Genomic DNA, 22,385 nt, shown 5'->3' with positions numbered 1-22,385 from the left:
CGCTGCGCTGCCGGCAAAAAGGGAGCGTTCAATGGCAGTGCCGCCTTCTGGCACGCAGATCCAGGTGCAGACGCCGCAGCTTGCTTTCCTTGAGGGCGGCGATGCCATCGGTCGTGTCGAAAGGCGCGTGGATACGCATGGCGCCCATATATTCCTGACGTCCGACCGCGCGTGGAAGATAAAGCGCGCGGTCCGCTATGACTATTTCGACTTTTCGACGCCCGAACGCCGGCACGAAGCGCTGGACGCCGAATTGCGCCTCAACCGCCGGACGGCGCCGGACCTGTATCACGCGCTGCATCCGATCACGCGTCAGGACGATGGCACGCTGGCGCTCGACGGCAGCGGCGATCCGGTCGACTGGGTGCTCGAAATGCGGCGCTTCCCCGACGATGCGCTGCTCGACGATATCGCAACGCATCATCGGCTGAGCACGGCGTTGCTGATCAAGCTGGCCGACCGGATCGGCACGCTCCATGCCGAGGCGAAGCGCGACACCGGGGACGGCGCGCAGCGGATGCGCGACATCCTCGACGGCAATGCGCGCAGCTTCGCCGATGTCGCGGCGGTGATTCCGCCCGATCAGGCCGCCGCGCTCGATCGCCTGCAACGCGCCGAAGTCGAACGCCTTGCCGCCCAGCTCGACAGCCGGGCAAAGGGCGGTCGGGTGCGGCACGGGCATGGCGACCTGCATCTGCGCAACATCGCACGGATCGACGGCGAACCGGTCCTGTTCGACTGTCTCGAATTCGATGTCGGGCTGGCGACGGTCGATGTCCTGTACGATCTGGCGTTCGTGCTGATGGATCTGTGGCATCGCGGATTGCGGATCGAAGCCAATATCGTCGCCAACCGCTATCTCGACGTGTCACCCCAGGGCGCGACAGGATACAGCCTGCTCCCGCTGTTCATGTCGATCCGTGCGGCGATCCGTGCCCATGTGACTGGTGCCGCGGCGCAGGCCAGCGGTGATGCTGCGCAAATTTCCGAAGCACGCGACTATTGCACCCTCGCCGTCGAATTGCTGACGCCGGTGCCGCCACGTCTGGTCGCGGTCGGCGGGCTTTCGGGCACCGGCAAGTCGACGCTTGCGCGCCAGCTGGGCGCATGGATCGGTCGGGCACCCGGCGCACGGGTGCTGCGCAGCGACGTGTTCCGCAAAAGGCTGGCGGGGGTTTCGCCGGAAACGCGGCTGCCCCCGGCCAGCTATACGGCGGCGTCTTCGGACGAGACCTATGAAGCCTTGTTCGAATCCGCCGAGGATCACCTGCGCTGCGGCACCAGCGTGATTCTCGACGCGGTGTTCACCAGCCGCAGCGAACGCGAAGTCGCGCAGATCATCGCCGAGCGCGAACGCGTTCCGTTTCACGGCATCTGGCTGGAGGCCCCCGAACAGGAACGTGTCGCGCGGGTTTCCAGCCGCACATTCGATGCGTCGGACGCCGGAGCGCAAGTCGTGCGCGAACAGTCGCGCAAATCGGTCGGCGATGTCGGTGGATGGCTGCGGCTGCGCGCCAATCGGCCGATCGATACAGTGGCACAGGCCGCGCGCGCGTTTCTCGACCGCCGCAGGCGATGACCGCTTGACCCCATGGGCACCCGCCCCCTAGCGCCCAGTCCATGCCGTTTTCCACGCCCCCTATCGTCACACTGACCATGAATCCGGCGCTCGATGTCACGACCGCCACCGAGCATGTCCGCCCGACGCACAAGCTGCGCTGTTCGGCGCCGCGTTTCGATCCGGGCGGTGGCGGGATCAACGTCGCGCGCGTCATCCATGCGCTGGGCGGCGCGGCGACGGCAGTCTTTCCGGCCGGCGGCCCGGCGGGCGAGACGCTCAAGCAATTGCTGGTCCGCGCCGAAATCCCGATTGCGCCGGTCCCGGTGGCGGGCGCGACGCGGGAAAGCTTCACTGTCGATGAAGGTGCCACCGGCGAACAATATCGGTTCGTGATGCCCGGCCCCGCGCTGTCGCAAGCCGAACAACAGGCGATCTTGCGTGTCCTGGAAGAGCAGCCGGCACCTCCCGCCTATATCGTCGCGAGCGGCAGCCTTCCCACCGGGCTGCCGGAGGATTTCTATTGCCAGGTCGGCGCGCTCTGCCGCCGGATCGGCGCGCGGCTGATCCTCGACACGTCCGGCCCGGCGCTGGCGGCGGCAAAGGGATGCGGTGCCTGGCTCATCAAGCCCAGCCAGCGCGAGATTGAGGACCTGCTGGGCCGGGAGTTGCCCGACGAAGCGGCGCAAACCGATGCCGCGCGCGCGTTGATCGAACAGGGTTTCGCCGAAATCGTGGCGCTGTCGCTGGGCGAAGCGGGCGCGCTGCTGGTCACTGCCGACACCAGCCGCCATTTTCGCGCCCCCCAGGTGAAAGCGGCAAGCGCAGTCGGTGCCGGCGATTCGATGGTCGCCGCCATCACCCTGGCGATGGCGCGCGGCCTGCCGCTCGAGGAAGCGTTTCGCCATGGCATGGCCGCAGGCGCGGCAGCGCTGCTAACCCCGGCGACCGAACTCGCGCATCGGGACGATGTCGAGCGGCTGCTCGCTCAGATAGACTGACAGCTAGGCCGCCCCGAACAGGCGGTCCATCAGGACGAGCAACGCCACCGCTTCCTGGCTGGCCAGCGAATAGAAGATCGTCTGCCCTGCCCTGCGCGCGGCAACGATACCGTCGTTGCGCAGCAGGGCGAGCTGCTGCGACACGGCGGTATCGCGAACGCCGCTCAGCTCGGCGAGTTCGCCGACAGAGCGTTCGCCGTCACGAAGCAGGTACAGAATATTGAGCCTGGTTCGGCCCGAAATCAGTTTGAGAAAAGCCGACGCACGGTCGGCCTGCACTAGCAAATCATCGGTCACAGGGGCGACAGCTATTCTGAGCGAGGCAGCGACGCAACCTGCTATCTTGCGGGAACAGAAAGAAATTTCGGCTGTCGATCAAATGCCACAACTGTTCGGCCGCCGTCACGCCTTGCCCTTCGCCGCAGTTCGCGCGATGAAAAGCAACGGGCCCGGCGAACGAAGGAAAAAACGATGGCGAACCGACGCGACAAGGGCCGGATCGGCGAATATCGCAGCCCCGTCGGCGGCTGGGGGTCGGTACGCGGCATCACCAGCATCGCGGCCAGCGAGCGGCCCTCGGTCGATGCGCTCGATACGCTCCGTCGCCAGAACAAGCCCGGCGGCTTCATGTGCACGTCCTGCGCCTGGCCCAAACCCGCACATCCGCACGGACTCGAATTTTGCGAAAATGGTGCAAAGGCGACCTTCTGGGAATTGACCAGCCGCCGCTGCACGCCCGATTTCTTCGCCAGCCACACGGTTTCCGAACTGCGCGACTGGAGCGACTATGATCTGGAACAGACCGGGCGCCTCACCCACCCGATGCGCTATGACCCGCAAAGCGACAAATATGTCCCGGTCGGCTGGGACGAAGCCTTTGCCCGAATCGGCAGCGAGCTGAAGGCGCTCGATCCCAAATCGACGATTTTCTATGCATCGGGGCGCGCCAGCCTCGAAACCAGCTATCTCTATGCGCTGTTCGCGCGGCTCTATGGGCACAACAACCTGCCCGACAGTTCCAATATGTGCCACGAAACCACATCGGTCGGGCTGCGCAAGGTCACCGGATCGCCGGTCGGCACCTGCACGCTCGAGGATTTCGATTCGTGCGACGCAATGTTCTTTTTCGGACAGAATACCGGGACGAACAGCCCACGCTTCCTCCACCCGCTGCAACAGGCCGCCAAACGCGGTTGCCGCATCGTCACCTTCAATCCGATCCGCGAGAAAGGACTGATCGCGTTCCGCAATCCGCAGAATCCGGTGGAAATGCTGACCGGCGGCAAGACGGACATTTCGGAACTCTATTTCCAGCCGCGCCCGGGCGGCGACACCGCCGTGCTGATGGGCCTGTGCAAACATGTGCTCGCCGCCGACGAAGAATGCCGGGCGAGCGGTGGCACTCCGATCCTCGACACCGAATTTCTCGACACCCATTGCCACGGCTTCGAAGCATTCCGGGCGCAGGTTGAAGCAACCAGCTGGGAAGATATCGAAACCGAATCGGGCCTTACCCGCGAAGGGCTAAAAAACGCCGCCGATGTCTATTGCGCGGCGAAGCGGGTTATCGGCGTCTATGGCATGGGCGTTACGCAGCATGTGCGCGGTTTCGAAACGATCGGCATGTTCGTCAATCTGCTCGCGCTGCGCGGCAATATCGGGCGCGAAGGCGCAGGAATCTCACCCGTGCGCGGGCACAGCAATGTGCAGGGCCAGCGCACCGTGGGCATTTCCGAAAAGCCGGAACTGGTTCCCTATGACAAGCTCCGGCAGCTTTTCGATTTCGAGCCTCCCGCCGAAGAAGGCATGGCGACGGTGGCGGCGTGCGAAGGCATCATCGCGGGCAAGGTGCATGCGTTTATCGGGCTGGGCGGCAATTTCCTGCGCGCCATTCCCGAAACCGCGATCATGGAAGCCGCCTGGCCGAACATGCAGCTGACCGTCCAGATCGCGACCAAGCTCAACCGCAGCCATCTGATCAACGGGAAGAGCGCATGGCTGCTCCCCTGCCTTGGCCGTTCGGAAGAGGATATGCAGGAAAGCGGCCCCCAGATCGTGACGGTGGAGGACAGCACCAGCTGTATCCATGGTTCGATCGGCAAGGCGAAGCCGGCGAGCAAGTTCCTGAAATCCGAACTCGCGATCGTCGCAGGCATCGCGAAAGCGACGCTGCCGCAAAAGGATAAAGTAGCCTGGGACGCCTGGACCGCCGATTACGGAAAGGTCCGCGACCTGATCGAAGCGACCTATCCGGACAAGTTCGCCAATTTCAACGATCGCCTGTTCACCCCCGGTGGATTCAACAAGGGGATTCCCGCCCGCGACCGCATCTGGAACACAGCCAGCGGCAAATTGGAATTTACCGTTGCCGAAGCGCTCAACAGCTGCGGTTTCGATGATGCTCCGGGCCGCTACCGGCTGATGACGCTGCGTTCGAACGATCAGTTCAACACGACCATCTATGGCTATTCAGACCGTCTGCGCGGGATCGAAGGCACGCGCGACGTGCTGTTGATGAGTCAGGAGGAAATCGACATGGCCGGGCTGAAGGCGGGTCAGGTCGTATCGCTCGTCAGCGACGCCGGGGATGGGATCCATCGCGAAGTCGGCGGGCTGACTGTCACGCCCTTCAACCTGCCGCGCGGATGCGTTGCGGGCTATTATCCCGAACTCAACCCGCTGATGCCGCTGTCGCACCACGACAAGCTGGCGCAAACGCCCGCCGCGAAATCGGTGCCGGTGCGGATCGTACCCTAGGCAGTCGCGGCGAGGCGCAGACCAAGCGGCTGACGGCGTGTCGCCCATTCGGCCAGCGTCGCAAAGGCGATAGGCCGGAAGAATCCGATTTCGGCCATGCCATCGCCTTCCCACACGATATGGCCCCGATGGGGTTCCAGCCCTTCGATCTGAAGGAAGACATCGTCATGGTGCGGCAACGCCGGCCAGTCGAACCGCGCGCCGGTCGTACCGACGCTATGCACCGTCACCATCGCGCTTTCGCGCGGTGCCCGTAACAATCCGTTCGTGCTGATATCGAGCACGGGAAACCGCAGCCGTTCCAGCGCCGTCGATGCGACGAACGGCAGGTGAAGTATTTCGGCCACATCGATTTCGCGCGTGAAGCGCACACCGATATGCGGGGTATCGGCCCAGACGACGGTGCCTTCGATCAACTTTCCATTGGTCAATTCGGTGGTGATCGTCGTCCCGACCGGAACCGGTTCATAGATGCGCGCCTTGAGCCCGCCCGACGACAGATTCTTTACCAGCATCAGACGCTGCACGTCTCCGATGCACATCCGCGCGGTCCGATATACGGTAAGATGGCGTGACGTCTGGCGCCGTTCGGAAACAGTATCGCGCGGGCGATCAATACTCTGATCCATACTCCCTCCCCTCGCAGCCGCCAAAATATGTGCAGCGTTAAACCAACTCCTTGGCGACCCGGGTTCATTCTTGCGACTGCATCGCATATCGCGCCTGAACCGTTAATAAATTCATAATTTGCAATAAAATGCGCGGCAATTGATGATCAGACAAAGAATATAGCCGCCTGCCGGGCCGCGATTGTATAAATTCGCCAAAAGATAAGCGGTTAGCCCTGCTGGGAACGTTCGTTTTTGTTCGCCTGGGAATTGTTATTTTATTTCAACGAGCGCTGACACAAGTGTGAATACCCGGAGTTTTCGCATGATAGCTGCGGAAGCGGTCCAAACCGAGCGACGCGTGTGGAAGATGCTAGCGTCTGGCTGGGGCGGCAGGGATCGAACCTGCGAATGACGGTACCAAAAACCGTTGCCTTACCACTTGGCTACGCCCCAGCAGGCGTCGGCCCGACATGCGGGCGGGTGTGCGCTTATAATCGTCTGGCGCGACGATGGAAGGGGCGGAATTCCCCTTTTGATATCGTTCAGTCGAGCCGTTCGAGCCAGCCGTGGGGATCGCTCGCCTCACCGCGCTGAATACCGACCAGCTTGGCGCGCAATTGCTCGGTCAGAATCCCCGGGCCGCGATTGCCGATGCCGAATTCGAACCCGTCGCCCTTCACCGTGCCGACCGGCGTAACCACCGCCGCCGTGCCACAGGCAAAGGTCTCGCGCAGCTTGCCGCTTTCGGCATCGCTGCGCCATTGATCGAGCGAATAGGCCTCTTCACGAACCGCAATTCCGGCATCCTTCGCCAGAGTCAGGATTGAATCGCGCGTGATGCCCGGAAGGATCGTCCCGCCAAGCGGCGGCGTGATCATCGACCCGTCTTCGAACACGAAGAACAGGTTCATCCCGCCCAGTTCCTCGACATATTTCCGCTCGGCAGCGTCGAGAAACACGACCTGATCGCATCCCTCGCGGATCGCTTCGGCCTGGGCGACCAGGCTGGCCGCATAATTGCCGCCGCATTTGGCCGCGCCAGTGCCGCCGGGCGCGGCCCGCGTATAATCTTCGGAAACCCAGAGCGTGACCGACGGCGCACCGCCCTTGAAATAAGCCCCCGCAGGCGATGCGATCACCATGTAGAGATATTCCGATGCGGGCTTCACCCCCAGAAACACCTCGCTCGCGAACATGAAGGGGCGAATATAGAGCGCCCCGCCCTCCATCGCGGGAATCCAGTTCTTGTCGGCGCGCACCAGCGCACGGATCGATTCGAGGAAGAGTTCCTCGGGCAGCGGCGCCATTGCCATACGCTCGGCGGATTCGCGAAAGCGACGCGCATTGGCTTCGGGCCGGAACAGCGCGGTACCGCCATCGGGAAGGCGATAGGCCTTCATCCCTTCGAAAATTTCCTGGGCATAGTGAAGGACCGCACAGGCAGGGTCCATCTGGATCGGGCCGCGCGGCATGATGCGCGCGTCGTGCCAGCCACGATCGGTCGAATAGCGGATCATCGCCATATGGTCGGTAAAGACCTTGCCGAAGCCGGGATCGGCCAGAATCGCCTCGCGCTCGCTGGCCGGTACCGGACTGCCATGCGCCTCGAACCGGAAGTCGAGAAGAGAGGCATCGGACATCGAAACGGCTCCGCAAAAACTGGGCATTCCGCGACACGGAATGGCGCGCTGAAAACTTGCGCGAAACTAGGCGCGGTGGCAGGATCGGTCAACATGGCTGCCCCAATTCCCGCATCACCGCTTTTCCTGCGTGAGCCCGAGATTCGGCGCGGCGTGGAACTGCTCTATTTCGGCTATAGCCACCTCACCCGTTCCATCGACGAACAGCTTTCGAAACAGGGACTTGGCCGCGCCCATCATCGCGCACTCTACTTCATCGCGCGCAAGCCGGGCCTGTCGGTGAGCGAACTTCTGGCGCTGCTGGCGATCACCAAACAGTCGCTTGGACGCGTGCTGGGCGATCTTTCCGACCGCGAGCTGGTCGAAACCACGACCGATCCCAAGGATCGGCGCCGCCGGATGCTGACGCTGACCGACAGCGGAGCGGCGCTCGAGGCGGACCTGTTCGAAGCGCTGCGCCGCCGGCTTTCCACAGCCTATTCCGAAGCGGGTCAGGAAGCGGTCGGAGGATTCTGGGCCGTGCTCGAGGAACTGATCCCGCTTTCGGAGCGCGGCCGTATTCAGAAATTGCGCGAAGGCGACCGGAGCTAGGTCGTAAACCTTGCGGGTTCAGGCGACCTTGAACCCTTCCTTGTTCATTGCGAAGGCGAGCTTCTTGTTCTTCTCTTCGGAAAGCTGGCCATAAAGGCGCGGGAACAGGTCGGTCTCTTCCTCGGTGACGTGCTTTTCCAGATCGGCGCGGAACTGGCGCAGCTTTTCCAGCCATTCGGGCGCCGCATAGGGCATCGTCTCGAGTTCGTAGAGATATTGCTTCACATAGCCATGCTCCCGCGTCAGCTGATCGGCCTCTTCGGCCATGCCCGCTTCGCGCAGTGCCGGGTAGATCACATTGCCTTCCTCGACATCATGCTTGGCAAGCGCATGTTTGAGCTGTGCGAGATGCAGACTGCGCCGCGTGGTCGCGCGGTCGTCGGTATTCTCGATCAGGTCGAACAGCTTGAGCACCGCCAGATGCTCCTTGTGCAGCGCCTCAACCCAGTCTTCGGACAGCGCAGAGGGCGCCTGCACCGCCGCCTTGCGGCCCAGCATCGCCAACAGGCCGAGTGCAGCGCCGCCGGCTGCGGCCGCTCCGATCAGGCCCAGATGCCGGCCGACCCCCGCCTTACCGGTAAAACGTCCCTTGCTGTCGCGTTCCATTGTCGTCGCCATGGCTTCCCTCCTGTTTGGAGCACGCCTCTATAACCGACGGCGCAAGCCGTCGTTCCGCGCGCGTCCGGATTGCCGTGCGGGTCAGTCGCGCGCGGCGGCCGCCAGTTCCTGATTGCGCCTGGTTGCGGCAGCCAGCGTCGCGGTCATCAGCTTCTGAATCGCCTGATCCGCGTCGAGCACGTTGAGCCCTTCGCGAGTCGACCCGCCGGGGCTCGCCACCTTGTCGGCCAGTTCGCCGGGGGTTTCGTCGGCATTGGCCGCGAGCGTCGCGGACCCTTCGACCGTGGCGGTGGCCATGCGCAGCGCCTGATCCCCGGGCAGGCCGAGCGCCTTCGCGCCTTCGGCAAGCGCGTCGATCACGCGATAGACGAAACCCGGCCCGCTGCCGGCCAGCGCTGTGACGACGTCGAACAATTGTTCATTGTCGATCCATTCGACCAGGCCCAGCGGGTCCATCAGCGCCGACACCTTGTCGCGCAGCGCAGTATCGGCGTTGCTGCTGTAGAGGCCAGCCACGCCCTTGCCGATCGCGACCGGCAGGTTCGGCATCAGCCGCACCACCGCATCGGCATCGAACCGCCGCGCCAGCGCCGATTCCTCGACGCCCGCCAGGATGGAGATAAGCAGCGGCAATTTTCCGCCGCGATCGACATCGGTGTAGAGCGGCGCAACCTTGTCGAGCATCTGCGGCTTGACGCCCAGCAACATCGCTTCGGGCCAGCCTGCGGGTGGTTCGGCGACATGCGTGATACCGGCCGGCAGTTTCGGCTCGCCCGGATCGATTACCGTGAAAATGGCCGGGTCCATGCCGGCATCCACCCATCGGCGCAGGATCGCGCCAGCCATGTTGCCGCAACCAATCAGCCAGATGGACTTGGGAAGTTCGGGGTTCGTTGCGTTTCCGCTCTCGGTCATGCCTCGCCTTGTGTTTCGATCAATGCAGCTGCGATTGCCTCAGCCGGGCTCTTGCCGCCCCAAAGAACGAACTGAAACACCGGATAGAAGCGCTCACACTCATCAATGGCGCTCTCGACCAGGAGTTCCGCCTGGGCGAGAGAAAGTGTCGCTTCGTCACCGTCGACCATGGCCGCGTGACGGAACAACAGGATGCCGCTCTGCGACCAGAGTTCGAAATGCCCGATCCACAGCTGTTCATTGACCAGCCCGATCGTTTCATACAGCACCGCACGGCGGTCATCCGCCACGCGAATGTCCGGAAACGCCAGGAATTGCAGCACGCCATCATCCTCGCGCCAGATTGCGCGAAGCTCATACGGCGCCCAGCTGCCCTTTACCTTGGCGACGATTTCATCATCGTCGCGCTCATGCTGCCACCCATGCGCAGAGAAATAGCTCTCCAGCATATCGATGGGCGCAGCGTCATCGCGGTCGAAATCGGCTTCTTCCAGCATTCAGTTCCTCTGCGCGGCTGCCATGCTGCACCAAGGGTGCACGGCGCCGCGATACCGCACAAGTACAGTGTTACTCATATTGTAGAAAAGCTGTGGAAAAGCCGTTCAATCCTTGGGGGCAGTTTTCTTTGCACGCGACGCGGGCTTCGCGGCTGCGGCACCGCCCAGCCGGGCTTCGAGTTCGGCGATCCGCGCCTTGAGCGCATCAGCTTCGTCGCGCGCGGCGGCGGCCATTTCCTTCACCGCGTCGAATTCCTCGCGGCTGACGAAATCGAGCCCGCCGATCCATTCGCGGGCGCGTTCGCGAGTCGCCGCCTCGCCTTCGCGCACCATGCCGGCCATGGTTCCGGCCGCTCCGTTCACGAACTTCACGAAGTCGTCGAAAATCCGGTTGTCGCTCTGCATTAATTCCTCCAGCGCCTGATTGGCGGTATCACAGCTGAATCTGGTCGCTCGCATGCGATGGTACAAGGCTTTCGGCGTTGGGATTGAGCTGGTGGATCTGCCACAGCAGCGTTCCCGCAAAACCCAGCCATGCCAGATAGGGTACCAGCAACAGCGCCGCGCCGATGCGAATCCTGGCAAATAACAGCATCGTGATCAGCACGGTGACCAGCAATGCGCCAATGACGATCAGCGCCGGCACCACCTGATGCGCGCCAAAGAAAAGCGGCGTCCAGAGCAGGTTCAGCCCCATCTGCACTGCGAACACCACCAGCGCAGGACCGCGCAGCCGCGATCCCCGCGCATTGATGATCATCGCCAGCGCAAGACCCAGCAGGATATAGATCAGCGTCCAGGCGACCGGGAACACCCAGTCTTCGGGCAGCATTTCCGGCTTCGCCAGCTGGCGATACCAGTTGTTTTCCGATCCGCTCGGCACCAGCCGCGCCGATGTGAACCCCAGCAGCAGGATGAAGGGCACGGTGACCACTGCCCACCGCAGATACGCCAAACGCAACTGACCCTTGGATGCGATTTCCATCAACCTTGCGACCCTCCCTGCGCTGCCGGCGTTTCGAGCGCTGCGTCCAGTTCGCGGCTCACAGCCTCGGGCGAACGCGTGCGCCCCGCCAGCTTACTATAGAGAATGGGGATTAGGAAAAGGGTGATCATCGTGGCAAGCGAAACACCCGATATGATAACCACGCCGATCGCCGCACGCGCGGCGCCGCCGGCGCCCCCGGCAGTGACGAGCGGCACCGCGCCCGCGACCGTTGCGATCGACGTCATCAGGATCGCGCGCAAACGCCGCGAAGCCGCCTTGCGGATGGCATCGGCGATCGCCAGCCCCTCGTCGCGCAGCTGATTGGCGAATTCGACGATCAGAATGCCGTTCTTGGCCGCCAGCCCGACCAGCATGACGATGCCGATCTGGCTGTAGAGATTGAGCGTCTGGCCGAACAAAGCGAGCCCGATCAGCCCGCCGCCCACCGCCAGCGGCACGGTGGTGACGATGACCGTGGGATGGACGAAGCTCTCGAACTGGGCGGCAAGCACCAGATAGACGATCAGGATGGTGAGCCCGAACACGATCAGGATCGAATTGCCCGTTTCCTTATAGGCCTGGCTTTCGCCGCGATACCCGACGGCAGTCACTTCAGGCGAGGCATGCGCCTGCGCCTCGAGAAAGGCGAGCGCATCGCCCAGCGCATAGCCCGGTGCCAGACTGCCCGACAGCGTGATCGCGCGCAGCTTGTTGAAACGGCCCAGCTCGCGCGGCCCGGCCGCCTGTCGCGTCGTCACCAGATTGGAAAGCGGCACCAGCCCGCCGTCGCGGGCGCGAACATAGATATTGCCCAGATCGGATACCGCCGAACGGCTGTCCGCTTCGGCCTGCATGATCACACGATATTCCTCGCCGCGATCGACATAGGTCGAGACGCGGCGCGAACCGAGCAGCGTCTGCAGCGCCTGGCTGACCGCCTGTACCGACACGCCCAGATCGCCGGCGCGCGTGGTGTTCACATCGATGCGCAGCTGCGGCTTGGTTTCCTTGTAATCGGAATCGAGATTGATGATGCCGGGATTGTCGGCAGCCGCGGCAAGGATACGGTCGCGCGCACGGGCCAGATCGTCATAGCTGCTGCCCGCCAGCACGAAGTTGATCGGCTGCCCGCGCCCGCGGCCCAATGCCGATCGCGCCTGGGCATTGCCGCGAACGGCGGGCATGGTGGCAATGATGCGGTTCACCTGGTTCGCCACATCCTGCGTCGATTGCGTGCGGTCCTCCCAGTTTTTCAGGAAGATGATGAACATCCCGCTGTTGAAATCGTCGCTCGAACCATAGCCGCCGGGCGTGCGCGTGATGACGGTACGGACCGCCCCCTGATCGAGCAGCGGCAGGAGCTTTTCCTGCACCTGCGTCATATAGCGGTCCATCTGCGCGAACCCGGTGCCTTCGGGTGCCGAGATGCTGGCGTTGAGCACGCCCTGATCCTCGGCAGGCACCAGTTCGGACTTGAGCGTCGAAAAGGCGAAGGCGGCGATCCCCAGAAACAGGATCGTCCCGAGCACGGGAAGCAGCGGACGATTGAGCGCGCGATCGAGCCAGCGACCGTAAACCCGCTCCAGCGACCGGAAGCGATCATCGACCCAGCCGGTCAGCCGCCCGCGCTTTTCCACACGCAGCAGCTTGGAACAGAGCATCGGCGTCAGGCTGAGCGCGAGGAAACCCGAAAAACCGATCGCCGCGATCATCGCAACCGCCAGTTCGCGGAACAGCAATCCCGTCTGCCCGGCAAGGAAACATACCGGCACGAACACCGCGCAGACGACCAACGTCGTCGAAATCACGGCAAAGCCCACCTGGCGCGTCCCCCGGAAGGCGGCAACCAGCGGCGGCTCGCCCTCTTCGATCCGGTGATAGACGTTTTCGAGCACCACGATCGCATCATCGACCACCAGACCGATGGCGAGCACCAGCGCGAGCAATGTCAGAAGATTGATCGAAAATCCCGCGATCCACAGCACTGCAAAGCTGCACAACAGACAGATCGGCACTGTCACTGCCGGGATCAGCGTGGCACGCCACGAACCGAGAAACAGGAAAATGACCAGCACCACCAGCACCGCCGCTTCGGCGAGCGTGTGCCAGACCTTTTCGATCGCGCGGTCGATAAACAGCGAATCGTCCGATCCCAGCCCCAGCACCATGCCCTGAGGCAGATCGGGCTGAATTTCCGCCATCTTCTGCTTGGCCGCCTCGGCCACCGCCAGCGTGTTGGCGCCCGATTGCCGGATGATGCCCAGACCCACCGTTGACTGGCCGTTGAGGCGGAACAGCGAATAGGGATCTTCGGGCCCTTCCTCGACCCGCGCGACATCCCCCAGCCGGACGAGATAGCCATCGGGTCCGCGCCCCACGACGAGCCGGGAAAAAGCCTCTGGGGTTTCATAGGGCCGCTGCACGCGCAGCGTCACATTCTGCTGCTGCGATTCGATGCGTCCTGCGGGCAATTCGACATTCTGGCTACGCAGCGCGCTTTCGACATCGCCCACCGTCAGCTGGAACGCCGCCAGTTTCTGTGGTTTCAGCCACACCCGCATCGATGGACGCGCGTCGCCGCCGATATAGACGCGCGCAACCCCATCGATGGTCGAGAACCGGTCGACCAGATTGCGGTCGACCCAGTCCGACAGCGCCAGTTGCGACCAGCCGGGGCGCGAAATGGTGATGAACATGATCGATCGCGCATCCGAATCGACCTTGCGCACTTCGGGCGCCAGCGCTTCGTCGGGCAGGTCATCGGCAACGCCGCCGATGCGATCGCGAACGTCATTGGCGGCGGCGTCGATATCGCGGCCGGGGCGGAATTCCAGCGTGATGTCCGAACGCCCGTCGCGCGATTCGGACGATATGGTCTGCAGGCCCTCGATCCCCGAAAGCCGTTCCTCCAGCACCTGCGTGATCCGCGCTTCGATCACATTGGCGGCAGCGCCGGTATAGCTGGTATCCACCGACACGATCGGCGGATCGGTATCGGGATATTCGCGCACTGACAGGCTGGAAAAAGCAACGATGCCGAATATGACCAGCAGAATCGCGACCACCGAAGCGAACACCGGACGGCGGACGGACAGGTCGGATAGCTGCATCAGTCCGGTTCGGCCGCTGTCGTCGTATTGGCGGCGGCGGAATTGCCCGGTTCGGCATTGGCCGTCCCGGCGACCCGGACGGTCATGCCATCGGCGATCTTGACCACGCCCTCGGTCACTACCCGCTGCCCGGGGGACAGCCCCGACAGAATTTCGACCATCCCGTCCTGCCGCACGCCTGTCGTCACCGGCACGCGCTTCGCCTTGCCGTCCTCGACCACGAAGACGAAGCTGCGGTCGCCCTCACCGACGATCGCCAGTTCGGGCACCGCCAGATCGTTGCGCGAAGCCGATTCGATCGTGACGGTCAGCAACATGCCGGGCTTCAGCCGATTGTCGCCATTGGCCAGGATGGCGCGCACGGTGACCGCGCGCGTTTCGGGACTGAGCACCGGATCGATGCTGGCGATGGTGCCGCGAAACGGCTGGTCGGGATAGGCTTCGGCGCGGGCCTCGATCGTCTGGCCCGGCGCGATCCGGGAGAGCAGCGTTTCAGGAACGGCGAAATCGAGCTTGATCCGCGAAATATCGCTGATCTGGGCGATTTCGGTGCCGGCGGTGACGACCGCCCCCGCCGAAATGGTGCGCAGCGACACCCATCCGGAAAAGGGCGCGCGGATCACGCGGTCGCCGATCGATGCGCGCGCCTGTTGCGCCTGCGCGCGCGCCTGCGCCGCCGCTGCCTGTTGCGCGTCCACCGAACTCGAGGTCGCGAAACCGCGATCCTGAAGCGATTCAAGCCGTGTCAGTTGTTGCTGCGCCTCATGCGCGCGCGCTTCGGCTTCGGCGAGTTGCGCGCCTTCCTGTCCCGACGCGAGCACCGCAACCACCTGGCCGCGCCGGATGAAATCGCCATCGTCGAAATTGAGCCGCTCAATCCGCTCGGTAACCGGCGCCGCCAGCGTGACCTGTTCATTGGCACGGGCAGTGCCGACCGCTTCGATCCGATCGACGAAACGCAGGGTCGAAACCGGTGCGACTCCCACCAGCGGAGGCTGGCGCGCGCCCTTGCCCGCATCGGCCCCGTTCCCGCACGCGGTCAGAGCCAGAAAGGCGACAAAAGCGAAGGATCGAATGTGCATGGCGATAGCTTCGCCGCTATGCTGCCGCAGTACGAAACGCAAGCCGATAGCAGCGAAAAACGAGCGCGAACGGCAACTCCACGGCACTGCGTCGCCGACACGGGCGTCTCAGGCGCGTTTGCGCGCCGCGATCAGGAACTCGACATTGCCTTCGGGGCCGGTGATCGGGCTGGGCACGATCCCGGCAACATCCCATCCTGCGCGCTCCAGCCAGTCGGCGACTTCGCGGCATACGCGTTCGTGAACCGCGGAATCGCGGACCACGCCGCCCTTGCCCACTTCCTCGCGCCCGGCTTCGAACTGCGGCTTGATCAGCGCGACCAATTGCCCGCCGGGTCTGACGAAACCCAGCGGCACTTCCAGCACCTTGGCAAGCGAGATGAAGCTTGCGTCGCACACCACCCAGTCGATCGGTTCGGGAATATGATCGGGGGTCAGGATCCGCGCGCTGGTCTGTTCATGGACGATGACGCGGTCGTCCTGTCGCAATTTCCACGCGAGCTGGTTGGTGCCGCTGTCGACTGCATAGACGCGGATCGCGCCCTTGCTCAGCAGGACGTCGGTGAAGCCACCGGTCGACGATCCGACATCGATCGCGACGCCCCCCGCCGGGTCGAGCGCGAAATGATCGAGCGCATGCGCCAGCTTGATCCCGCCGCGCGAAACCCAGGGATGATCGCGCCCGCGCACGTCGAGCAGCGTGTCGTCGGGCAGCGTCTGCCCCGCCTTTTCCACCTTGCGGTCGCCCGCATAGACCAGCCCCGCCATGATCAGCGCCTGCGCGCGCGTGCGGCTTTCGACGAGCCCGCGATCGACAAGCATCTGGTCTGCGCGTTGTTTTGCCATGCGCCAGCCTCTGCCCGCACCGATGGGGTCGAGGCAAGTGCGGAGCGGCGCCGGAAGCCATGTATCGAAATCGGCATTATGTCGGTCCGCGCGAACACAGCCTTGGCGGGAGATCGGGACGGGAACGGATGCGTGTCGGCAGCGCGCACTCCGGCTCCGGCTGCCGCATCCCCGCGCCGGATCGGCGCACGATGCTGGCACAGCGACCACGAACGCCTATGTTGATCCTGCGGGCGTGGCCGGGCGACGTCCCCCTAGAGCGGCGCCCGGCCTACCGTGAGTTATTTCCCCCATTGGCGCATTGCCTCAAACCATTGATCGCGCATTACCTCGGTGCTCCTCAGCTTCTTGATTGGTCGCCGTTGAGCTGCCGCGACCATTGCCTCAAATGCGAACTCAAACTCCTCCTCAGCGCGTTTCTGCAAGTCGTGAGGCATGCCATGGGAAATGAACAGCCTAGCTGCCTCACTTCCAGTCAGTGGTATTCGCTTCCTCCAGCATACCCAAGCAGCAGTTATAACGCTGGAGCAAGACCAGAAGAAACTGTCCCCTATCAATCCTTCATCGCAAAACCATACTGCCATGTGATCGAGTATAGCCGAAGTTCGAAGGTCAAACGGCACTGACCATTGGGGAATGGGGACGAGTGGAAGTGGGGTGACCAAATCATGGTCGCTCTGAAGAAGAAATTCTCCTACGCGAAAGACTTGGCCAGCTTTGGCGCCAGCTAAAAATAGGGCCTGCTCGCCATCTTCCGGAAATGGCTCACCCCTCCTTAAGCAGAAGGGGCAGCCCGAATGCTCACCGCGAAGTGAAGCCGGTGTCTTCCTGTTCCCATATCTTTCAATTAAGACAAAACAGTCCGCCAATTATATATGTCCAGCTAGGCCCGAGCGCCCTCTTCCACCACCCCGGGCGCATTGTGGCGCAGCGCCTTGAGCACCGTTTCGACAATATGCTCGGCGTTGAGGCCGGCTTCTTCATATTGTTTTTCGGGCTTGTCGTGGTCCTGAAAGATATCGGGCAGGCGCATGGTGCGGATCTTGAGGCCGCCATCGGTCAGCCCCGCGTCGCTCGCCATCGTCAGCACATGCGCGCCAAGCCCGCCGATCGCACCTTCTTCCACCGTCACCGCGACTTCGTGCGTCGTCAGCAATGTGCGGATCAGCGCCTCGTCGAGCGGCTTGGCAAAGCGCAGATCGGCGACGGTGGTCGAAAGCCCCTTGGCATCGAGCGTGTCGGCGGCCTTGAGCGCCTCGGCAAGCCGGGTGCCGAGTGACAGGATCGCGACCTTCTTGCCTTCGCGGACGATGCGCCCCTTGCCGATTTCCAGCTTTTCCGGCGTTTCGGGGAGCGCGACGCCGACACCCGACCCGCGCGGATAGCGCACCGCGATCGGCCCGGCATCATATTCGGCAGCGGTATAGGTCATATGGACCAGTTCCGCCTCGTCGGCAGCGGCCATCACCACGAAGTTGGGAAGCGTCGCGAGATAAGTGATGTCGAAGCTGCCCGCATGCGTCGCACCGTCGGCGCCGACCAGCCCGGCGCGGTCGATCGCAAAGCGCACCGGCAGGTTCTGAATGGCGACATCATGCACCACCTGATCAAAGGCACGCTGCAGGAAGGTGGAATAGATCGCACAGAAAGGCCGCATGCCCTGCGCGGCCAGACCCGCGGCAAAGGTGACGGCATGCTGCTCGGCAATACCGACATCGAATGCGCGCGCGGGATGCGCGCTGGCGAATTTGTCGACACCCGTGCCCGACGGCATGGCGGCAGTAATCGCGACGATGCGGTCGTCGGTTTCGGCGAGCTTTGCCAGTGTTTCGCCAAAGACGTTCTGGTAGCTGGGCGGCCCGGGAGGCGCCTTTGCCTGCGCGCCGGTTATGACGTCGAATTTCTGGACGCCATGATATTTGTCGGCGGCGTCCTCGGCCGGGCCATAGCCCTTGCCCTTCTGCGTCACGACATGGACCAGGATCGGCCCCTGCTCGCTGTCGCGAACATTTTCCAGCACCGGGATCAGATGGTCGAGATTATGCCCGTCGATCGGGCCGACATAATAAAAGCCCAGTTCCTCGAACAACGTCCCGCCGGTCACCATGCCGCGCGTGAATTCCTCCGCCTTGCCCAGCCCCTTATGGACGCGGCGCGAAAGCTTCTTGGTCACTTTCTTCGCCAGGCTGCGCAGCCCGATATATTCGGACGAGGAAATCAGCCGCGCGAGATAGGCGGAAAGCCCGCCGACCGGCGGTGCGATCGACATGTCATTGTCGTTGAGGATGACGACCAGTCGGTTCCCGGCGGCTTCGGCATTGTTCATCGCCTCATAGGCCATGCCCGCGCTCATCGCGCCGTCGCCGATCACTGCAACCGCCTTGCCCGGCCTGTCATTCAGCTTGTTGGCGACGGCAAAGCCCAGCGCCGCCGAAATCGACGTCGAGCTGTGCGCGGCGCCGAACGGATCATATTCGCTTTCGGTGCGCTTGGTGAAACCCGAAAGCCCCCCGCCCTGCCGCAACGTGCGGATGCGATCGCGCCGGCCGGTGAGGATCTTGTGCGGATAGCATTGATGCCCGACGTCCCAGATCAGGCGATCCTCGGGCGTGTTGAAGATATAATGGATCGCGACGGTCAGTTCGACGACGCCAAGGCCGGAACCGAGATGGCCGCCGGTCACCCCGACCGCAGAAATCGTTTCGGCGCGCAATTCGTCGGCAAGTTGCCGCAACTGGGCGGGCTTCAGCTTTCGAAGGTCTTCGGGAGTGTGCACCGTGTCGAGCAACGGCGTCTCAGGAACGTCAACCATCACGCCTGCTTACTCCACTCGATCCGACAAGTCGAACGGTTCGACCCGTCAAATTTCCGTGCAGATTTCCCTCGGGCGTGCAAATCGCCGCAACCGGCGATCAGTCGCGCTCGGTCGCATCGCCCGATGCCGGGGCGGCGGCCGGCGCCAGATAGGCGTCGAACCATCCCATCGTCTCGGCAAGGATGCTGCGGACGTTCGCCGGCGACTGGCGCAGTCCGTGGCTCTCTCCCGAATAGCGCAGCAGCCTGGCCGTCTTGCCCTGCCGGTACAGCGCGAAGAAGAACTGCTCGGCCTGGTCAGCCGTGCCGCGCGTATCGAGATCGCCGTGGATCATCAGAAGCGGCGTGGTCACTGTATCGACTTCGCGCAGCGGCGAGATCGCGTCATAGCCTTCGCGATCCCGCCACGGCGGCGCGGCACGCCCGAACTGGCCGGTCATCGTCCAGTTCGGGCTTTTTTCATGTGCGATTCCGGGATAGCCGATCGCGCCGGGATCGAGCGCGCCATAGACATGCGCCACGTCGCTGATTCCGGCAATCGCCACGGCGGCGCGAAACCGATCCGTCTGCGTCATCAGCGCATAGACGCCATAGCCACCCAGGCTCTGGCCGAACACGCCAACGCGTTCGGGATCGGCAATGCCCAGTTCGATCATCCGGTCGACTGCGGGCAGCACCATGGCGGGAAGGCTGGCGTAAAGCCCGTCTCGCGACTCGAGCGGCATGGAGGGCACCACCACGACATAGCCACGGGCCGCATAGAGCTGGAGGTTATAGAAGCCCGGCAGAAACGGGTCGGTGAACAAGTCATGATCGATGTCGACGACGCGATAGCCGGGATAAATCCAGACCAGCGTCGGATAGCGTCGCCCCTGCTGATATCCGGGCGGAAGAACCGCGATAGCGCTGCGTTGCGCGCCATCGGCCAGCGTGTAGTCGATCAGGCGCAGATCGCCCCAGTCGATTTCGGCAAGATGGCCGTCGAGGGTAAGCAGGTCGCGGGTGGCGCCGTCGCTCGGGTTGGTGAGATGGAGCACAAGCCCGGTGCGACCGCTCTCGCTCCACAACACGGTGTCCCGATCGGGGCGGTCATCGAGCAATTCGCCACGGGTCGGGGAGCTGAAACGGTGTTCGGTCGGCGTTGCCGGGGCATCTGCCGCTGGCCGGACCTCCCCATTTGCGCTGGCGACGAACCATGTTGCATCCGCCGCGAACGCGTCGGACCGCGCAGTGAATGCAATGCCGTCGCCCCGCCAGTCGCCCAGCGCGATCGGCAAGCGTGCCTCGGGCGGAGCTTCAATCCAGCGAACGCCCGCCCCGGACCGTAGCGACACGAATCCCAGCCGCCGCTCGACCAGCCAGTCGTCGTTCCAGTCATTGGGAAAATCGCGATCCGCGACCGGCGCAAGCGCGCGCAGCGTCGCCAGCACTGCCGCCGTCCGCCCGTCGGGCGCAACAGAGACGCTGAGCGCACTGCGGAACGGATAGGTCGGAACGCTGGCGACCGTTTCGACTGTTCCGCGCGCTACGTCCGCGATCCGCAGAATCACCCGGTTCGCCGATTCGTCGCCGGCAACGCGCGCATCGCCGCTGCCGAGCGCAAGCAGCGTCGGCTCGCGGCCCTCGCGCAGCCGCGCAGCGCTGCGCGCGCGCTCGGCAAAGGGGCGGCCATATTGGTCGATCAGTGCCGAGACCGCTCCCTCGGGCAGCGTCGCGACCAGCAGGCGGCGCGAATCGAGCCAGAGAAACGGCGCATTCTCTTGCCGCAAATTGCACGCATGGGCGCCGCCCGACGCTCCGGCGCCGCCGCGCAGATCGAGCCGGTCGATCGCGCTGCCATATCGCGTCTGCGTCATCACCGCCGCGTCTGCGACGCGCGTCGCACGCCCTGTCGCACGATCCCAGACATAGAGGCGCACATTGTCGCCGCCGCGCGGCTCGCCCGCTTCCGGACGCGTGGAAAGAAACGCCAGTCGCTGCCCGTCCGGCGACCAGCTGGCACACCAGCTGCCCGCCGCATCGCCGCTGCCGTCCGTGATCGCGCGCCGTGCACCGGTGCGTGTGTCGATCAGCCAGATGTCAGCGCGAGAGACATCGGTTTCATAGTCGGTGCGACCATAGACTTCGCCCGCTCGTGCCGGACGCACCACCACCACCGCAGCTTCGGAGCCGTCGGGCGACAGAGTCGCGCGATCGATCCGCTGAATATCGAGCACATCGTCCAGCGTGAGCGAGTGGCGCGGCGATATCTGCGCCTGTGTCGGCGAAATCAGAACCGCCGCAAGCGCGCCTAAAAAGATGCAAAGTGAACGCCGCATGCCGATACTCCCTCACCGGCAGCATTCGGCAGGCTTCATGGCGAAAGTCGGGCCTTGCCGCGGCGAGTCAGCCCTCTTCGCAATCCGAGCATTTGCCGCGCACTTCGATCACCGGTCGCACCGGTGAAAATCCTGCGCTTTCGGCGGCCGAACGGACATTGCTGGTGATTGCGTCATTGTCGATATGCGTCGTCTGGCCGCATGCGTCGCAGACCAGGAAGATGCAATCGTGCAGACAATCGGGATGCGCGTTGGCGACATAGGCATTGGCGCTTTCCACTCGCCGCGCCAGGTTGGATGCGACGAACAGATCGAGGATGCGATAGACGCTGTTGGCGGCCACGCGACGGCCCTCGGCCTTCGATACGGCGTCCGCCACGTCATAGGCGGATGCCGGCTTGTCCGACGCGGCCAGCGCCTCGAATACGCGTTGCCGCATGGTGGTCCATTGCTCGCCGGCTTTTTCCAGCGTCACCTTGGCAGCGCGCGTCAGTGCTGCGCCATGGTGCTCATGATGTTCGTGCGCGTGCATGAAGGGGATGTAGGCGCGCCGCACCGCACCGGCAAGCTCGATACGACCGACGATATGCTCAATAGGTCGCGCGGCGATTGAGATCGTGGCCCAGCGCGACCAGCGCGACGCCGACCAGAGTCCACAGCGTCTCATAAGTGCCATGGTCAAGCCGCAGCGCACCGGCCATCATGCCGAGACCAAAGGCACCCACGACCGCCGGCATCATATAGCCGTGCGAAACGATGCCGCGCCCCAGCGCGACGATGCCGAACAGAATCGCCAGCACCAGACCGACTTCGTGGATTACAGGATTGAGGAGCCCGCCCGCCGACGAAAGCAGCGCCAGAAACACCGTCGTTGCCAGGCAATGTACCACGCACAGGCCGCTGATCGCCATCGCATAGCGATCGAATCGCGAATCGATGCCTTCCCACAGCCGGGAAAAGGTAAGCGCCTGAACCATGGCAGCGATATAGACCGGCCCGGATTAAGTTACAACATATCATCGCCAAAGAATCGCGGCGC

General features: G+C 63.7%; 19 protein-coding genes and 1 tRNA gene. 4 read left to right on the top strand and 16 right to left on the bottom strand.

Going from position 1 to position 22,385, the window contains the following annotated elements:
* Positions 1-31: 31 nt before the first annotated feature.
* Both DKB74_RS01605 and DKB74_RS01600 read left to right on the top strand, forming a co-directional pair.
* The gene (locus DKB74_RS01605; protein WP_109806362.1) at positions 32-1,579 is read left to right on the top strand and encodes a bifunctional aminoglycoside phosphotransferase/ATP-binding protein; all 1,548 of its coding nucleotides are present in this window, start codon (positions 32-34) and stop codon (positions 1,577-1,579) included.
* 41 nt (positions 1,580-1,620) lie between these two features.
* Positions 1,621-2,559: a 1-phosphofructokinase family hexose kinase gene (locus tag DKB74_RS01600; RefSeq protein ID WP_109806361.1), complete on the top strand. Its 939-nt coding sequence runs from the start codon at positions 1,621-1,623 to the stop codon at positions 2,557-2,559.
* A gap of 3 nt (positions 2,560-2,562) precedes the next feature.
* Here the strand turns inward: DKB74_RS01600 and DKB74_RS01595 are convergent, their stop codons facing one another.
* Positions 2,563-2,856: an ArsR/SmtB family transcription factor gene (locus DKB74_RS01595; RefSeq protein WP_109806360.1), complete on the bottom strand. Its 294-nt coding sequence runs from the start codon at positions 2,854-2,856 to the stop codon at positions 2,563-2,565.
* A gap of 174 nt (positions 2,857-3,030) precedes the next feature.
* Here DKB74_RS01595 and DKB74_RS01590 point away from each other — a divergent pair, with 174 nt between their 5' ends.
* On the top strand, positions 3,031-5,316 hold the full coding sequence (locus DKB74_RS01590) for an FdhF/YdeP family oxidoreductase (protein ID WP_109806359.1): 2,286 nt from the start codon (positions 3,031-3,033) through the stop codon (positions 5,314-5,316).
* Here the strand turns inward: DKB74_RS01590 and DKB74_RS01585 are convergent.
* The 3 genes from DKB74_RS01585 to DKB74_RS01575 form a co-directional block, all read right to left on the bottom strand.
* Positions 5,313-5,945 carry a PilZ domain-containing protein gene (locus tag DKB74_RS01585; RefSeq protein WP_161956771.1) on the bottom strand — a complete coding sequence of 211 codons (633 nt, stop codon included), beginning with the start codon at positions 5,943-5,945 and terminating at the stop codon, positions 5,313-5,315. The genes DKB74_RS01590 and DKB74_RS01585 overlap by 4 nt on opposite strands.
* Positions 5,946-6,305: 360 nt before the next feature.
* Positions 6,306-6,380: transfer RNA gene (locus tag DKB74_RS01580), tRNA-Gln, on the bottom strand.
* Between the two features lie 89 nt (positions 6,381-6,469).
* A complete protein-coding gene (locus DKB74_RS01575) occupies positions 6,470-7,567 on the bottom strand; it encodes a branched-chain amino acid aminotransferase (RefSeq protein WP_109806357.1) in 1,098 nt (365 codons plus the stop codon).
* 93 nt (positions 7,568-7,660) lie between these two features.
* Here DKB74_RS01575 and DKB74_RS01570 point away from each other — a divergent pair, with 93 nt between their 5' ends.
* Positions 7,661-8,158, top strand: coding sequence for a MarR family winged helix-turn-helix transcriptional regulator (locus DKB74_RS01570; RefSeq protein ID WP_109807048.1), 498 nt, complete (start codon positions 7,661-7,663; stop codon positions 8,156-8,158).
* Positions 8,159-8,176: 18 nt separating this feature from the next.
* On the opposite strand, the gene DKB74_RS01565 is transcribed toward DKB74_RS01570, so the two are convergent.
* The 12 genes from DKB74_RS01565 to DKB74_RS01510 form a co-directional block, all read right to left on the bottom strand.
* The gene (locus tag DKB74_RS01565) at positions 8,177-8,776 is read right to left on the bottom strand and encodes a hemerythrin domain-containing protein (RefSeq protein ID WP_109806356.1); all 600 of its coding nucleotides are present in this window, start codon (positions 8,774-8,776) and stop codon (positions 8,177-8,179) included.
* A gap of 81 nt (positions 8,777-8,857) precedes the next feature.
* The gene (gene proC, locus DKB74_RS01560) at positions 8,858-9,691 is read right to left on the bottom strand and encodes a pyrroline-5-carboxylate reductase (RefSeq protein ID WP_109806355.1); all 834 of its coding nucleotides are present in this window, start codon (positions 9,689-9,691) and stop codon (positions 8,858-8,860) included.
* Positions 9,688-10,188: a type III secretion system chaperone family protein gene (locus DKB74_RS01555; protein ID WP_109806354.1), complete on the bottom strand. Its 501-nt coding sequence runs from the start codon at positions 10,186-10,188 to the stop codon at positions 9,688-9,690. Before DKB74_RS01555 ends, proC begins: the two co-directional genes overlap by 4 nt.
* 105 nt (positions 10,189-10,293) lie before the next feature.
* Complete coding sequence (locus DKB74_RS01550; protein ID WP_109806353.1) at positions 10,294-10,593, bottom strand: accessory factor UbiK family protein; 300 nt, start codon at positions 10,591-10,593, stop codon at positions 10,294-10,296.
* A 28-nt stretch (positions 10,594-10,621) separates the two neighbouring features.
* The gene (locus tag DKB74_RS01545) at positions 10,622-11,173 is read right to left on the bottom strand and encodes a TspO/MBR family protein (RefSeq protein ID WP_420822388.1); all 552 of its coding nucleotides are present in this window, start codon (positions 11,171-11,173) and stop codon (positions 10,622-10,624) included.
* Positions 11,173-14,286, bottom strand: coding sequence for an efflux RND transporter permease subunit (locus DKB74_RS01540; protein WP_109806351.1), 3,114 nt, complete (start codon positions 14,284-14,286; stop codon positions 11,173-11,175). The genes DKB74_RS01545 and DKB74_RS01540 overlap by 1 nt, the downstream gene beginning before the upstream one ends.
* Positions 14,286-15,362, bottom strand: coding sequence for an efflux RND transporter periplasmic adaptor subunit (locus tag DKB74_RS01535; RefSeq protein WP_420822395.1), 1,077 nt, complete (start codon positions 15,360-15,362; stop codon positions 14,286-14,288). Before DKB74_RS01535 ends, DKB74_RS01540 begins: the two co-directional genes overlap by 1 nt.
* A 114-nt stretch (positions 15,363-15,476) precedes the next feature.
* Positions 15,477-16,214, bottom strand: coding sequence for a TlyA family RNA methyltransferase (locus DKB74_RS01530; protein WP_109806349.1), 738 nt, complete (start codon positions 16,212-16,214; stop codon positions 15,477-15,479).
* Between the two features lie 883 nt (positions 16,215-17,097).
* The gene (gene dxs, locus DKB74_RS01525) at positions 17,098-19,026 is read right to left on the bottom strand and encodes a 1-deoxy-D-xylulose-5-phosphate synthase (protein WP_109806348.1); all 1,929 of its coding nucleotides are present in this window, start codon (positions 19,024-19,026) and stop codon (positions 17,098-17,100) included.
* 100 nt (positions 19,027-19,126) lie between these two features.
* Positions 19,127-21,346: a S9 family peptidase gene (locus tag DKB74_RS01520; protein ID WP_109806347.1), complete on the bottom strand. Its 2,220-nt coding sequence runs from the start codon at positions 21,344-21,346 to the stop codon at positions 19,127-19,129.
* A gap of 67 nt (positions 21,347-21,413) precedes the next feature.
* Positions 21,414-21,878, bottom strand: a complete 465-nt coding sequence (locus DKB74_RS01515; protein WP_109807047.1) for a Fur family transcriptional regulator — start codon at positions 21,876-21,878, stop codon at positions 21,414-21,416.
* A 58-nt stretch (positions 21,879-21,936) separates the two neighbouring features.
* Entirely contained in the window at positions 21,937-22,323 is a 387-nt protein-coding gene (locus DKB74_RS01510) for a MerC domain-containing protein (RefSeq protein WP_109806346.1), read from the bottom strand.
* Positions 22,324-22,385: the final 62 nt, after the last annotated feature.

The organism is Stakelama portus (assembly GCF_003171655.1).
GTDB lineage: Bacteria > Pseudomonadota > Alphaproteobacteria > Sphingomonadales > Sphingomonadaceae > Sphingomonas > Sphingomonas portus.
Note: the sequence above shows the minus strand (reverse complement) of the source record. Positions and strands in the feature narration are given on the sequence as shown.